Here is a 13,901-nt window from a genome sequence, read left to right as displayed (position 1 = left end):
CGCGAGCCTTGCAGCACCCTGATGGACGCCTTCGCTGGCAAGCCAGCTCCTACAGCGGCGAGGCGCTCTTCAGGCGGCGCTGGCGGCGAACTTCTCGTAGTAGAAGTTCGCCGGGGCGATGCCCTGTTCGCGGATGAACTGGCTCACCGCCTCCACCATTGGCGGCGGCCCGCACAGGTAGACGTCCACATCGCCCTGGTTGAGGTGCGCCGGTTCGATATGCTGGGTCACGTAACCCTTGCGCGGGTACTGGCTTTCGGGGTTGGCCACGCAGGCGCTGAAGCTGAACTGCGGGATGCGCGCGGCAAAGTCTTCCAGGCGCTCCAGTTCCACCAGGTCGAAGTCGTTGGTCACGCCATAGATCAAATGCAACGGGTGCTCGCTGCCCTGCTCGGCAATCTTCTCCAGCATGGCGGTGAACGGCGCCAGCCCGGTGCCACCGGCCAGCAACAGCAAGGGCCGGCGGATGTCCCGCAGGTAGAAGCTGCCCAGGGGCCCGGCCAGGGTCATGCTGTCGCCGGCTTTGGCGAGACTGCTGAGGAAGCTGCTCATCAGGCCGCCGGGCACATTGCGGATCAGGAAACTGACTTCGCCATCGCGCTGCAGGGAGCTGAAGGAATAGGCGCGGGTCTGCTCGCTGCCAGGCACGCCGAGGTTGACGTACTGCCCCGGCAGGAACGCCAGCTGGTTCAGGGCCTCGCCCTTGATCGACAGGGCGATGGTGCTGTCGGACAGCTGGCGCACCGCGCTGATGCTGGCCTGGAAGGTGGCCTGCCCGGCCCGGCAGACCTGGGACGAGGCCGGCACCCGCACCACGCAGTCGCTCAAGGCGCGCATCTGGCAGGTGAGGACAAAGCCCTGCTCGGCCTCGTCGGCGCTCAGGGCGTCTTCGATGTAGTCCTCCCCCAGCTCGTAGCGCCCGGCTTCGGCCAGGCACTTGCAGGTGCCACAGGCGCCGTCGCGGCAGTCCAGGGGAATATTGATGCCCTGGCGGTAGGCGGCGTCGGCCACGGTTTCGCCCGGGTTGGCGTTGACGAAACGGGTGACGCCGTCTTCGAAATTGAGTGCGATTTGATGGCTCATGGCGGTCGCCTCAGAGGTGGTAGATATCGACGACCTGGCGAACGTAGTCGTTCTTCAGGATGACTTTCTTGGCCAGGATCAGCGGGTTTTCGCCGCGCAGGTCGAGGGTGTAGAAGCTGCAACCGAAGTAGCTGTCCACGGTCTTGTAGCGAAAGCTCAGGGTGTGCCAGTTGAAGCGCAGCTTGCACTGGCCGTCGCCCTGCTCCAGCAGCTCGATATTGCTCAGGTTGTGGGAGGTGCGGGTGTCGGGAATGCTGGCGCTGGAGCGCTCGGTCTTGATGCGGAACACCCGGTCTTCCAGGCCGCTGCGGTTGCCGTACCAGATCAGCGAGATTTCCCGCTGCGGGTCTTCGGTCAACTGGTCGCTGTCATCCCAGGAGGGCATCCAGAAGGTGGCGTCCGGGGCGTAGAGTTCCAGCCAGCTGTCCCACTCCTTGTCGTCCAGGTAGCGGGCTTCGCGGTACAGGAAATCGCGCACGGCGTCGTAGGAAATGGTCATTGCACGGCCTCCACGTCGATCCGGCGAGAGGCTTCAAGCTCCAGGGCCGCGAGCATGGTTTGCTGCCAGTACTTGTGCTGCATCACGAACAGGCCTTCGTCCTCGGTGCGCACCCCGCTGAGGATCGGTTGCAGGTCGATTTCTTTCGCTGCGTCGTCCGCCCCCTGGACCCAATGCTCGGCGCCGCGGGACATGTCGTTCCAGGCCGTGGTGCTGCCCTGGTAGCCGAGCTGGCAGGAGCGGAATTCCTCCAGGTCGTCCGGGGTGGCCATGCCGCTGACGTTGAAGAAGTCTTCGTACTGGCGGATGCGCCGGGCCCGGGCTTCGTCGCTCTCGCCCTTGGGGGCGATGCAGTAGATGGTGATTTCGGTGCGGTCCACGGAGATCGGCCGGGCAATGCGGATCTGCGAGCTGAACTGGTCCATCAGGTAGACGTTGGGGTACAGGCACAGGTTGCGCGAGTTCTCGATCATCCAATCGGCGCGGGCCTGGCCAAAGTCCTGGGCCAGTTCGTCGCGGCGCTCGTAGAGCGGGCGGTCTTCGGGGTTGGACCAGCGGGTCCAGAGCAGCATGTGGCCCTTGTCAAAGGAGTAGAAACCGCCGCCCTGCTTGGCCCAGGTGCCGGCGCTCATGGTGCGGATGTCTTCCCCGGCCTCGCGCTGCTTGCGCTGGTTCTGGGTGGCCGCGTAGTTCCAGTGCACCGAGCTGACGTGGTAGCCGTCGGCGCCGTTCTCGGCGGTGAGCTTCCAGTTGCCTTCGTAGATGTAGCTGGAGGAACCGCGCAGTACTTCCAGGCCGTCGGCGGACTGGTCGACGATCATGTCGATGATCTTCGCCGACTCCCCCAGGTGTTCCACCAGGGGCAACACGTCGGGGTTGAGGCTGCCGAACAGAAAGCCACGGTAGGACTCGAAGCGCGCGACGCGGGTCAGGTCGTGGGAGCCTTCGCAGTTGAAGCTGGCCGGGTAGCCCGCGGCGGCCGCGTCCTTGACCTTGAGCAGCTTGCCGGTGTTGTTGAAGGTCCAGCCGTGGAACGGGCAGGTGAAGGAGGCCTTGTTGCCGGTCTTGTGCCGGCAGAGCATGGCGCCGCGATGGCTGCAGGCGTTGATGAAGGCATTGAGCTCGCCGTTCTTGTTGCGCGCGATGAACACCGGCTGCCGGCCCATGGTGGTGCTGTAGTAGTCGTTGGGATTGGGGATCTGGCTTTCGTGGGCCAGGTACAGCCAGTTGCCTTCGAAGATGTGCTGCATCTCCAGGTCGAACAGCCGGGGGTCGGTGAACATCTCCCGCTTGCAGCGGTAGACGCCCTGGTCGGGGTCTTCTTCAAGCAGGGAATGCAGGTATTCGGGTCGCAGGGACATGGCCGCCGCCTCCATTGTTTTTATTCAGGCAGGGCCATGCTAGGGCGGGCTTGGAACGGGCAATAGCCAATGCGTGCACACCTGTATCCGTTTTCTGCAAAAGCGCCGACGTGGCCTGTGTAGAAGCCGGCTTGCCGGCGAAAAGGCCCTTGGATGGGGTGCTGAGCCTGCAGGCCTCTTCGCTGGCAAGCCAGCTCCTACAAGAGGCCGATGCCAGAGGATCAGTGCCGACGCTTGAGGGTGTCGGAGGGCAGTTCGCCGTATTGCTGGCGGTAGCTTTGGGCAAAACGCCCAAGGTGCAGGAAGCCGAAATCCAGGGCCAGTTCGGTGACGTTGCGCACCGGGCTGTGCGGGTCGCTGAGGCAGGCGTGCACCCGTTGCAGTTTCTGCTGGCGGATGTAGTTCTTCGGCGTGGTGCGGGCGTTGCGTTCGAACAGCGCGTACAGCGAGCGCAGGCTCATGCGCGCCTGTTGCGCCAGTTCTTCGCATCCGATGTCGTGCTTGAGGTTGCGTTCGATGTAGTCGGCAATCCGTTCGAAGGTCGCCGCCGAGGCGCCCAGGGCACCGCGCTGCACGTTGGTCTGCATCAGCCCCAGCAGTTTGCCCACCAGGATGTGCGCGTAGTGCTCCTGGACCTTGGGCATGCTTTCCAGGGCTTCGGCTTCCTGGCACAGCAGGCTCAGCAAGGGCACGAAGCCTTCCAGTTCCTGCAGTTGGTAGCGCTGGCGCAGAAAGCGCACGCCCTGCCCCGGGTACTGCCAGCGCTGTTCCTGGCAGGCGTTTTCCACCAGGTGGGTGGGAATCTTGATGATGAATTTTTCGCAGTCGTCGGAATAGGTCAGGTCCACCGGGTCGTCGGGGTTGATCAGCAGCAGTTCCCCCGGGGCGAAGTAGTGCTCCTGGCCCGGGCCACGCCACCGGCAGTGGCCCCGCAGCAGTACTTGCAAGTGGTAGATGCTTTCCAGGGCCGGCGAGGTGACGCGCACGCTGGCGCCGTAGCTGATGCTGCACAAATCCAGGCTGGCCAGGGCCCGGTGTTGCAGGCTGGCCTGGGGATGGCCGGCCCGGGGCAGGCGGATGCAGTGGCTGCCCACGTGCTGGTTGACGTAACCGGATACGGCATAGGGATCGGCTTGAACAAACACGCTGCTGCGCTCACTCAACAGATGCATCTGCATGATCGGGTCACTCTGATGGTTCTTATTGGGTCTGCGCTTCAGGCACGCAGCGCAGTCTCGTCAGGCCCGGCATAACGGCAAAAGCCACGGGCACCTGGGTCGGTGCTCCGTGGCCGGGCCAGGCACGGTCGGCGCTTCAGTCCTCCAGGGCGCGGACCCGCTCGTGGCGCTGCTGCTCTTGCGGCTGGGCCGAAGACTGCAGGGTGAAGTCGAACTCGATCTCGGCAAAGCGCCCGCTGACCCCCAGGGCCATGGCCCGAGCCTGGTCTTCGCTGAAGGTGATCTGGGCGATCAGTTCGTCGCGAGTGGCGTAGGCAAAATCGTCGTGCAGGTACTGGTCGCCATCCAGGTTGATCTGGGTGGTCAGGTGGCGATGGTCATCGGCCGAGATGAAGAAGTGGATGTGCGCCGGGCGCTGGCCATGGCGGCCCAGTTGGTCCAGCAGTTGCTGGGTCGGGCCATCCGGCGGGCAACCGTAGCCGGACGGCACGATGCTGCGAAAGCGGTAGCGGCCCTCGGCGTCGGTGACGATGCGCCGGCGCAGGTTGAACTCCGACTGGCTGCCGTCGAAGTAGGAATAGGTGCCGCCGGTGTTGGCGTGCCAGACATCGACGATGGCCCCGGCCAGTGGCTCGCCGGCGGTGTTGCGAACCTGCCCCTGCATGAACAGCACCACCCCCGGGTCGACGCCGTCGTCCAGGCGCGCTTCGCCCTGGCTCAGCGGTGCACCGGCCACGTACAGCGGGCCTTCGATGGTGCGCGGAGTGCCGCCGGTCTTGCCCACCTGTTCGTCGGCGGCGTCCATCAGCAGGTCCAGGTAATGCTCCAGGCCCAGGCCCGCGGCCAGCAGCCCGGCTTCCTGGCGGGCGCCGAGAACGTTGAGGTAGTTGACGGCCTTCCAGAACTCTTCCGGGGTGATCTCCAGGTCTTCGATGATGTTCACCGAATCCCGCAGGATGCGGTAGATGATGGCCTTGGCCCGGGGGTTGCCGCCCTCGGTGAACTGGCCGCTGGCTTCTTCAAGAAACTGCTGGGCGCTGGCAGTGTGGGAAATTCTGACGTTCATGATTAATCCTCATCTTGTATTTATTAGAGTGGTGAACGGGCTGGCACGGGCTCAGCGGTCATCCTCATGAATGGACGAAGGATGCCTGCACATGGCGTCAACTTCGATGGCCATATAGGGGTACAGCGGCAATTGCATCAGGGTGTCGTGCAATTCCTGCACGCTGTCGACGTCGAACACGCTGTAGTTGGCGTACAGCCCGGCGATGCGCCACAGGTGGCGCCACTTGCCTTCGGCCTGCAGGCGTTGGGCCAGGGCCTTTTCGTCGGCTTTCAGCTGCGCGGCGCGCTCGGGGTTCATGTCGACCGGCAGGTTCACGGTCATTTTCACGTGGAATAGCATGCAGCCCTCCTCAGGTGTGGTGCAGCACGGGGGTGGTTTTGTCGCGACGGAAGAACGCCAGGCGCTCTTCGTCCAGGCTCAGGCCGAGACCCGGTGCCCGTGAGACATGCAGGTGGAAATCCCGGTACACCGGCGCCTCGGCGAGGATGTCCTCGGTCAGCAGCAGTGGGCCGAACAGCTCGGTGTCCCAGCTCAATTTGTTCAGGGTCAGGAAGGCGTGGGCCGAGGCCAGGGTGCCGATGCCGCCTTCGAGCATGGTGCCGCCGTACAGGCCGATGCCCGCCGCCTCGGCAATTGCCGCGGTGCGCAGGGTGGCGCGGGGGCCGCCGTTCTTGGCGATCTTCAGGGCGAACACCGAAGCCGCACCTTCCCGGGCCAGGTTGAAGGCGTCTTCCACGCATTCGATGGATTCGTCGGCCATGATCGGCGCCGGGCTGCTGGCGTTCAGGCGCACCATGCCGGCGCGGTTGTTGCGCGAAATCGGTTGCTCGATCAGGTCGATGCCGTTGCTGCCGAGAATGCGGCACGCGCGCAGGGCTACGGCTTCGTCCCAGGCCTGGTTGACGTCGACCCGCACGCTGGCGCGCTCCCCCAGGGCCTTCTTGATGGCGATCACGTGGGCCAGGTCGCGGTCCACTTCACCGGCGCCAATCTTCAGCTTGAAGATCCGGTGGCGGCGCAGGTCAAGCATCTTCTCGGCTTCGGCAATGTCCTTGGCGGTGTCGCCGCTGGCCAGGGTCCAGGCCACGGGCAGCGCATCGCGCACCCGGCCACCCAGCAGCTCGCTGACCGGCAGCCCGAGGCGCTTGCCCTGGGCGTCGAGCAACGCGCTTTCGATCCCGGACTTGGCGAAGGTGTTGCCGCGGATGCTCTGCTCCAGGCGCAGCATGGCGGCGTTGATGTTGCTGCTGTCTTGGCCAATCAGTAGCGGGGTGAAGAAGCGGTCGATATTGGTCTTGATGCTGTCCGGGCTTTCATTGCCATAGGCCAGGCCACCGATGGTGGTGGATTCCCCCAGGCCTTCAATGCCGTCGGCGCAGCGCAGGCGGATCAGTACCAGGGTCTGGTTCTGCATGGTGTGCATGGCCAGCTTGTGGGGGCGAATGGTCGGCAGATCGACGATGATCGTTTCGATCGACTCAATGGCAGAAGCGTGCATGTCCATACCCGTCAGGTTCTTGAAGTTCTGTGATCGATTCTGTCCCGGCTTTTTCCAGGGTTCCAATATAGAATTGGTCTGGTTTGATACCTTTAAGGTATGCACATCATCACAGGGGAGCTGTCATGGAACTGCGTCATCTGCGCTACTTCCAGGTGCTGGGGGAAACCCTCAATTTCACCCGCGCCGCCGAGCGCCTGCACATCGCCCAGCCGCCCTTGAGCCGGCAGATCCAGCAGTTGGAGGACGAGCTGGGGGTGCTGTTGCTGGAGCGTGGCCGGCCGTTGCGCCTGACCGCCGCCGGGCGGTTTTTCTATGAACATTCCAACCGGGTGCTGGAGCAATTGGGCAAGGTCTGCGACAACACCCGGCGCATTGGCCTGGGGCACAAGACCTGGCTGGGCATCGGCTTTGCCCCTTCGACCCTGTACGGCGTGCTGCCGCAATTGATCCGCCGCCTGCGCAGCAACGAGACCCTGGAACTGGAGCTGGGATTGTCGGAAATGACCACCCTGCAACAGGTGGAAGCCTTGAAGGCGGGACGCATCGACATCGGCTTCGGGCGCATCCACATCGACGACCCGGCCATCGTGCAGAAGGTGCTGACCGAGGACCGGCTGGTGGTCGCCCTGCCCGCCGGCCACCCCTTGCTGGGACAAGAGGTGAGCCTTGAGCAACTGGCCAGCGAGCCCTTCGTGCTGTATCCGGCCAACCCGCGCCCGAGCTACGCCGATCACGTGATCGCGCTGTTCAACGCCCGCGGCCTGAACCTGAAGATCGCCCAATGGACCAATGAACTGCAGACCGCCATCGGCCTGGTGGGCGCCGGCATCGGCATCACCCTGGTGCCGGCCTCGGTGCAGGTGCTGCATCGCGACGACATCGGTTTTTGCCCGCTGCAGGAACCCGAGGCCACCTCGCCGATCATCCTCAGCCGCCGGGTCGGCGAGCCGTCGCCGGGGCTCACCCACTGCCTGCACCTGATTGCCCAGTTGCGCAGCGAGATCGGTCGCGAACAGCCCGTGGTCAGCTGACTCGGTGCGGGTGTAGTAGGCTCCGGCCAAAACCACTGCTACACCTCGCCCTGCGGGGATTACACTGCGCCCGATGTGATGGAAAAACTTTGGAATCGACCATGGAAGTCTCAAGAACCCAACTGATCCTGCGCCGCGCCGCCGCCTTCATGCTCGACCAGGTGCTGGCGCTGGCGGTGTATTTGCTCCTGTCGCTGAGCCTGCACGGGGTGCTGGCGTTGCAGCCGGTCAGACGCTTGCTCGACCTCGAGCAACAGACGGGGCTGGAGCCCTACCTTCATTCAATGCTGTTCATGCTGGTCTGGCCCTTGTACTTCGTGGCCTGGGAGTATTTCTTCAAGGGCCGCACGCCCGGCAAGTGCGCCCTGGGCCTGGTGGTGATCAACGCCGCCGGGACGCCGCCGACGCTGATCCAGGTACTGATCAGAAGCGCCACCCGCCATCTGGAGGCCGCGTTCGCCTTTGTCCCGCTGATGGCCTGTGCGGAATCAAGCCGCTGCCAGCGAATAGGCGATATGCTCGCCCGCACCTACGTGATCCCGCACAAGGATCTGCAGCAGATACGCAGTGAAATGCCAGAACATCCCCTGTCCCGGGCTTGATGCCTGAAGACTGCCCGTTCCCCTCAAGGAGCCCCGATGCCCGCCAATGCCCTGCACCACGAAATAGCCTTGGAAAGATTTCTCGCCGCCCGCCCCGAACTGCGCGAAGCCCTGGACAAGCTCAATCCGCTGGAGGCCCAGGCCAAGGGCGAGACGCCCGAGCAGTACCGCAATGAACGTCTGCATGAAGCCTTTGAAGCCGAAGCCGAACACCTGGGGCTGTTCGCCTGGGAACTGAGCCTGCAACTGACCGCCGCCAGCCCCGAGGAATTCCACGCCCAGCGCCTTGAAGTGCACAGGGAAGTCGCGGAAATGGCCGGCTTGCCCTGGGATGAATATTGCGCCCTGCATCCTCTCGATCCATAGCCTTGACCCGCACACGTCCCCCGCAGTCCCTGTTCAGGAGAACCGACGATGTTGCCTTCGACTTCCACCCAATCGGCCAGCGCCGCCCTGCAGCACACGCAGAAATGGCGCGGGCGGGTCGGCCTCGGGCTAGTGGCTTGCCTTTCGGTGCTGGCTGGCATGACCGACGCCATCGGCTTCATGGCCACCGGCGATTTCGTTTCCTTCATGAGCGGCAACACCACGCGCATGGCGGTGGCCATCAGCGATGGCGAGCTGGGCCTGGTGCTGCGCCTGCTGCTATTGGTGGCGACCTTTATCGTCGGTAACGCCCTGGGCGTGGTGGTCAGCCGCCTGGCCGGGCACCGCGCCCTGCCCTTGCTGCTGAGCATCGGCGCATTGCTCTGCGCCTCTGCCGCCTGGCCCTTCGAGCAGCATCTGCCGGCCCTGCTGGCGGCCATTATCGCCATGGGCATGCTCAATGCGGCAGTGGAGGAAGTGAACGGCCTGCCCATTGGCCTGACCTATGTCACCGGTGCCCTGTCGCGCTTTGGCCGTGGGCTGGGGCGTTGGATGCTCGGTGATCGGCGCAACGGCTGGCGGGTGCAACTGGTGCCCTGGAGCGGGATGTTCGCCGGGGCGGTGCTGGGAGCCCTGCTGGAACAGCACCTGGGACTCAAGGCGCTGTATGTCAGCGGGTTGTTTGCAGCCCTGCTGGGCATCGCGTCATTGAAGATCCCGCGACGCTGGCAACTGGGCTACAAGAACCGCTGACATCAGGCCCGGCGATCAGCTGAACAGACCGCCGCTGTCGGTATCGATGACGATGGATGACAAGCTGATATGCCGCGGTCGGGTCAGGGCAAAGACCACCGCTTCCACCACGTCGCGGTTGGTGCCCTGCTCACCCTTCTGCCGCGCCGGAACTTGCTGCCAGGCCTCGTCCAGCGGCGAGACATCTTCCAGGTACGGTGGATGCACGCACAGCGAACGCACCGGCGTGCCCTTGAGCATTTGCCGCAGGCCGTCGGCCAGGGCCAGTTGCCCGTGCTTGGCCGCGTAGAACGGCAGCGACACGCTGTGCAGTGGTGCATTGGGCAAGCCGCTGATGGAACCGATGGTGACGATGTCCGGACGCTTGGAGGCCTTGAGCGCCGGCAGCAGGCCCTGGGTCAGCAGGAAGGTGCCCGTCAGGGCCGCATCGATCACGCCCGTGACCTCGGCAGCGCTGTGGGGCTGCTCGCTGGCCTCCAGCCACATGGCGCCGTTGTTGATCAGGATGTCCACTTGCGGGTGACGGACGTGAATCTCCGCCAGGGTCGCCTTGACGCTGTCGCTGTTGGCCAGGTCCACCACTACGTGATCGGCGGGACTGCCGGTGCGCGCCTCGATGGCCGCGCTGACTTGCGCCAGGGCTTCGGGGTTGCGCCCACAGAGAATCAGCTTGCAGCCCAGGTCCGCCAGACTGATGGCCAGTGCCGCTCCCAGCCCGCGACCGGCACCGGTGATCACCACCACCGCCGAATTCAAATCCATCATCCCTTGCTCCTTGTCCCAGGTTGAATGAAGGCGCGAGTCTATCCCTGGTTGCCGCTTCAGGGCCCGGGCAAAGCTTTACCCGATATGTCCTGGGCTCCCGGAGCCAGAGCCTTCGGGGCGAAAGGGGTTTAGCCGATCCACGGAGAAAGCTTTATCATGGCCGCAGTTTTATCCATCGAGTCCGTCATGAAGTTCGCCATCGCCCTGTTCTCCGCCGCTCACGCGCCTTCCTCGCGCCGCGCCCTGCTGTTCGCCCAGGCGGCGCTGGCGGGCGGGCATGAGATTGTCCGGCTGTTTTTCTACCAGGACGGCGTCTACAACGCTGCCAACAGCATCGTCACGCCCCAGGATGAGCAGAACCTGCCCCAGGAATGGCGCGACTTTGTCGGCCAGCATCAGTTGGATGGCGTGGTGTGCATCGCCGCGGCCCTGCGTCGGGGTGTGTTGAATGCCGACGAAGCCCAGCGCTATCAGCGCACGTCGGTGAGCGTCGAAGCCCCCTGGGAGCTGTCGGGGCTCGGGCAATTGCATGACGCGGTACAGGCCGCCGACCGCCTGATCTGTTTTGGAGGGGCGTGAGATGGCCAAATCCCTGTTGTTGATCAGCCGTCAGGCGCCCTGGTCCGGCCCTGGGGCCCGCGAGGCCCTGGATATCGTCCTGGCCGGCGGCGCCTTCGACCTGCCGATCGGCTTGCTGTTTCTCGACGATGGCGTGCTGCAACTGGCGCCGGGGCAACAGGCTTCATTGCTGCGGCAGAAGGACTTGAGCGCCAACCTGCAGGCGCTATCGCTGTTCGGCGTCGACGAGCTGTTTGCCTGCAGCGCCAGCATCGCTGCTCGTGGTCTGGACCCGGCGGCCTTGAGCCTTGACGCGGTACAGCTGCTGGACGCCCCGGAACTGGCCGGGATCATCGACCGTTTTGACCAGGTGATTACCCTCTGATGTCGACCTTGCATGTGTTGTCCCACTCGCCCTTCACCGACACCCGCCTGAGCAGTTGCCTGCGTCTGCTGGGCAGCGCCGATGGCCTGCTGCTGTGTGGCGACGCCGCCTATGCCTTGCAGCCGGGCACCACTCTTTACGGCGAACTGGGCGCCCGTAGCGGCCTGAATCTGTATGTGCTGGAAGAGGACTTGCAAGCCCGGGGCCTGGAGCTGCCGGCCTGGGCCCGCGCAGTGGATTACCCGGGCTTCGTCGAGCTCTCGATTGAGCATGACAAGGTCAACACCTGGCTATGAGTACCCTGACTGTGGGCGCTCGCGCCATCGAACTGGACAAGGACGGTTACCTGGTCAACCTCGACGACTGGTCCGCCGACGTGGCCCAAGCCCTGGCCGCCAATGAAGCACTTGAACTGAGCCCGGAACACTGGGAAATCCTCGAGCTGCTGCAAGGCTTCTATAGAGAGTTCCAACTGTCCCCGGCCACCCGCCCGCTGATCAAGTACACCGCCCTCAAGCTGGGCCCGGACAAGGGCAACAGCCTGCACCTGAACCGTCTGTTCAAAGGCACTCCCGCCAAACTTGCCGCCAAGCTGGCGGGCCTGCCGAAGCCGACCAATTGCCTATGAACGATTTCGCCCCCCTGCTCACCCAGACCCCGGAAGAACACCCTTTTGCCCAGTTCGTGCGCATCCTTGGCAAGGGCAAGCGCGGCGCGCGCAACCTGACCCGGGAAGAAGCCCGGGAAGCCATGGGCATGCTGCTGGACGGCAAGGTCGAGGACACTCAGCTCGGCGCCTTCCTCATGCTGCTGCGGCACAAGGAGGAAAGCCCGGAAGAGCTGGCGGGCTTCACCGAAGCCTTGCGCGAACGCCTCAACGCCCCGGCCATTGCCCTGGACCTCGACTGGCCGACCTACGCCGGCAAGAAGCGCCACCTGCCCTGGTACCTGCTGGCGGCCAAGTGCCTGGCGCAGAACGGCGTGCGCATCCTGCTGCACGGCGGCGGCGCCCATACGGCCGGGCGCCTGTACACCGAGCAGTTGCTGGAGCCCCTGGGGATTCCCCTGTGCCGTGACTGGCCATCGGTCAGCCAGGCACTGGATCAGGGCAACCTGGCCTTCATGCCGTTAGGCGACTGGGCGCCACAGCTGCAACGGATGATCGACCTGCGCAACATCCTCGGCCTGCGCTCACCGATCCACTCCCTGGCGCGCATTCTCAATCCCCTGGGCGCCCGTTGCGGCCTGCAGAGCATCTTCCACCCCGGCTATCAGGCGGTGCACCGCGATGCCAGCGGCCTGCTGGGGGACAACGTCATCGTGATCAAGGGTGACGGCGGCGAGATCGAGATCAACCCGGACACCACCAGCCATCTGTACGGCAGCACGGGCGGCGTCAGTTGGGACGAGGAATGGCCGGCACTGTCGGCACAACGCCATGTGAAACCGGCCAGCCTGGAACCCGAGCACCTCAAGGCGCTGTGGCGTGGCGAGGTAGAGGACAGTTACCCGCAGTTGGCCCTGCTGGCGACCATGGCCCTGGCCTTGCGCGGCCTGGGCATGCCTCGGGAGCAGGCCTTCGAGCGCGCCCAACACTACTGGGACGCCCGGGACAGATCGATTTAATCGATCCTGACTGCCCAAGTTTTGCGCTTTTTGTTCGAACCCAGCGCAATAGACTGCACTCCAACGCAAAATCGCTGAGGAGCATTTCATGGGTCTGCTGATCGAAGGGCGCTGGCATGACCAGTGGTACGAAAGCGGCAAGGACGGCGCCTTCCAACGGGAACAGGCGCAACGTCGTCACTGGATCACTGCCGATGGCAGTCCGGGGCCCAGCGGTGAAGGCGGCTTTGCCGCCGAGGCCGGGCGCTACCACCTTTATGTATCGTTGGCCTGCCCCTGGGCCCACCGCACGCTGATCTTGCGCAAGCTCAAGGGCCTGGAACAGTTGATCGACGTCTCGGTGGTCAGTTGGCTGATGCGCGAGAACGGCTGGACCTTCGACAGCGCCTTCGGCTCCAGCGGTGATGCGCTGGATCACTTCGACTTCATGCACCAGCGCTACACCGCCGACAGTGCCGACTACACCGGCCGCGTCACCGTGCCGGTGCTCTGGGACAAGCAGCAACAGCGCATCGTCAGCAATGAGTCGGCGGAGATCATCCGCATGTTCAACAGCGCTTTTGATCACTTGACCGGCAGTGACCTGGATTTTTATCCGCAACCATTGCGCGCACAGATCGACGAACTCAACGGACGCATCTATCCAGCGCTGAACAATGGCGTGTATCGCGCCGGGTTTGCCACGTCACAACAGGCCTATGAGTCGGCGTTCGATGATGTCTTTGCCGAGCTGGACGCTTTGGAAGCGTTGCTGGGTAAACAGCGCTACTTGGTCGGCGAGTACCTGACCGAAGCCGATGTGCGGCTGTTCACCACGCTGATCCGCTTCGATGCGGTGTACTACAGCCACTTCAAGTGCAACCTGCGACGGATTGCCGATTACCCGAACCTGTCGAACTGGCTGCGGGAGCTGTATCAGTGGCCGGGGATTGCCGAGACCGTGGATTTTGCCCATATCAAGGGGCACTACTACGCCAGCCATCGCACCATCAATCCGACGGGGATTGTGCCGAAGGGGCCGTTACAGGACTTCAGCCGCGGCCATGATCGGCAGCGGTTGAGTGGGCAGGGGGTTTGGTGCAGGGGTTGAGGACGCTTTCGCTGGCAAGCCAGCTCCTACATCG

The 13,901-nt window shown here is 64.2% G+C and carries 18 protein-coding genes; 10 read left to right on the top strand and 8 right to left on the bottom strand.

Annotated features, from left to right (window positions below; all coding sequences use genetic code 11):
• Nucleotides 1–69 precede the first annotated feature (69 nt).
• The 7 genes from benC to BLX41_RS31065 form a co-directional block, all read right to left on the bottom strand.
• On the bottom strand, nt 70–1,083 hold the full coding sequence (gene benC, locus BLX41_RS31095; RefSeq protein WP_123727953.1) for a benzoate 1,2-dioxygenase electron transfer component BenC: 1,014 nt from the start codon (nt 1,081–1,083) through the stop codon (nt 70–72).
• Between the two features lie 10 nt (nt 1,084–1,093).
• Nucleotides 1,094–1,582 carry a benzoate 1,2-dioxygenase small subunit gene (gene benB, locus BLX41_RS31090; RefSeq protein ID WP_047287877.1) on the bottom strand — a complete coding sequence of 163 codons (489 nt, stop codon included), beginning with the start codon at nt 1,580–1,582 and terminating at the stop codon, nt 1,094–1,096.
• Nucleotides 1,579–2,943, bottom strand: a complete 1,365-nt coding sequence (gene benA / locus BLX41_RS31085) for a benzoate 1,2-dioxygenase large subunit (RefSeq protein ID WP_123727952.1) — start codon at nt 2,941–2,943, stop codon at nt 1,579–1,581. The genes benB and benA overlap by 4 nt, the downstream gene beginning before the upstream one ends.
• A 221-nt stretch (nt 2,944–3,164) precedes the next feature.
• Nucleotides 3,165–4,121 (bottom strand): AraC family transcriptional regulator, encoded by a 957-nt coding sequence (locus BLX41_RS31080; RefSeq protein ID WP_011062147.1) that lies wholly within the window; start codon nt 4,119–4,121, stop codon nt 3,165–3,167.
• Nucleotides 4,122–4,257: 136 nt separating this feature from the next.
• A complete protein-coding gene (catA, locus tag BLX41_RS31075) occupies nt 4,258–5,187 on the bottom strand; it encodes a catechol 1,2-dioxygenase (RefSeq protein ID WP_123727951.1) in 930 nt (309 codons plus the stop codon).
• A gap of 51 nt (nt 5,188–5,238) precedes the next feature.
• Nucleotides 5,239–5,529, bottom strand: coding sequence for a muconolactone Delta-isomerase (gene catC / locus BLX41_RS31070; protein WP_011062149.1), 291 nt, complete (start codon nt 5,527–5,529; stop codon nt 5,239–5,241).
• A gap of 10 nt (nt 5,530–5,539) precedes the next feature.
• Nucleotides 5,540–6,688: a muconate cycloisomerase family protein gene (locus tag BLX41_RS31065; protein ID WP_185073870.1), complete on the bottom strand. Its 1,149-nt coding sequence runs from the start codon at nt 6,686–6,688 to the stop codon at nt 5,540–5,542.
• 125 nt (nt 6,689–6,813) lie between these two features.
• On the opposite strand from BLX41_RS31065, the gene BLX41_RS31060 reads away from it, so the two are divergent.
• The 4 genes from BLX41_RS31060 to BLX41_RS31045 all read left to right on the top strand — a co-directional run bounded on the left by BLX41_RS31060 (nt 6,814) and on the right by BLX41_RS31045 (nt 9,443).
• A complete protein-coding gene (locus BLX41_RS31060) occupies nt 6,814–7,722 on the top strand; it encodes a LysR family transcriptional regulator (protein WP_123727949.1) in 909 nt (302 codons plus the stop codon).
• Nucleotides 7,723–7,823: 101 nt separating this feature from the next.
• Complete coding sequence (locus BLX41_RS31055) at nt 7,824–8,324, top strand: RDD family protein (protein WP_123727948.1); 501 nt, start codon at nt 7,824–7,826, stop codon at nt 8,322–8,324.
• A 36-nt stretch (nt 8,325–8,360) separates the two neighbouring features.
• Nucleotides 8,361–8,690 (top strand): DUF6388 family protein, encoded by a 330-nt coding sequence (locus tag BLX41_RS31050; protein WP_123727947.1) that lies wholly within the window; start codon nt 8,361–8,363, stop codon nt 8,688–8,690.
• Between the two features lie 48 nt (nt 8,691–8,738).
• On the top strand, nt 8,739–9,443 hold the full coding sequence (locus BLX41_RS31045) for a YoaK family protein (RefSeq protein ID WP_123727946.1): 705 nt from the start codon (nt 8,739–8,741) through the stop codon (nt 9,441–9,443).
• Nucleotides 9,444–9,458: 15 nt separating this feature from the next.
• Here BLX41_RS31045 and BLX41_RS31040 read toward each other — a convergent pair whose 3' ends face one another.
• Complete coding sequence (locus tag BLX41_RS31040; RefSeq protein ID WP_123727945.1) at nt 9,459–10,208, bottom strand: SDR family oxidoreductase; 750 nt, start codon at nt 10,206–10,208, stop codon at nt 9,459–9,461.
• A gap of 186 nt (nt 10,209–10,394) precedes the next feature.
• On the opposite strand from BLX41_RS31040, the gene tusD reads away from it, so the two are divergent.
• From tusD to BLX41_RS31010, 6 genes are all read left to right on the top strand, one after another.
• A complete protein-coding gene (gene tusD / locus BLX41_RS31035; protein WP_123727944.1) occupies nt 10,395–10,787 on the top strand; it encodes a sulfurtransferase complex subunit TusD in 393 nt (130 codons plus the stop codon).
• A gap of 1 nt (nt 10,788) precedes the next feature.
• Complete coding sequence (gene tusC / locus BLX41_RS31030; RefSeq protein ID WP_123727943.1) at nt 10,789–11,151, top strand: sulfurtransferase complex subunit TusC; 363 nt, start codon at nt 10,789–10,791, stop codon at nt 11,149–11,151.
• A complete protein-coding gene (gene tusB, locus BLX41_RS31025) occupies nt 11,151–11,447 on the top strand; it encodes a sulfurtransferase complex subunit TusB (protein WP_053159429.1) in 297 nt (98 codons plus the stop codon). Before tusC ends, tusB begins: the two co-directional genes overlap by 1 nt.
• The gene (locus tag BLX41_RS31020; RefSeq protein WP_019092901.1) at nt 11,444–11,779 is read left to right on the top strand and encodes a TusE/DsrC/DsvC family sulfur relay protein; all 336 of its coding nucleotides are present in this window, start codon (nt 11,444–11,446) and stop codon (nt 11,777–11,779) included. Before tusB ends, BLX41_RS31020 begins: the two co-directional genes overlap by 4 nt.
• Entirely contained in the window at nt 11,776–12,777 is a 1,002-nt protein-coding gene (locus tag BLX41_RS31015) for a glycosyl transferase family protein (protein ID WP_123727942.1), read from the top strand. The genes BLX41_RS31020 and BLX41_RS31015 overlap by 4 nt, the downstream gene beginning before the upstream one ends.
• A gap of 88 nt (nt 12,778–12,865) precedes the next feature.
• A complete protein-coding gene (locus BLX41_RS31010; protein WP_123727941.1) occupies nt 12,866–13,867 on the top strand; it encodes a glutathione S-transferase family protein in 1,002 nt (333 codons plus the stop codon).
• The last annotated feature ends 34 nt before the right edge of the window (nt 13,868–13,901 follow it).

The sequence above is a fragment of the Pseudomonas protegens genome, from assembly GCF_003732485.1.
Lineage (GTDB): Bacteria > Pseudomonadota > Gammaproteobacteria > Pseudomonadales > Pseudomonadaceae > Aquipseudomonas > Aquipseudomonas protegens_B.
The sequence above is the reverse complement of the archived record's forward strand: the minus strand, read 5'-3'. Positions and strand labels throughout refer to the sequence as shown.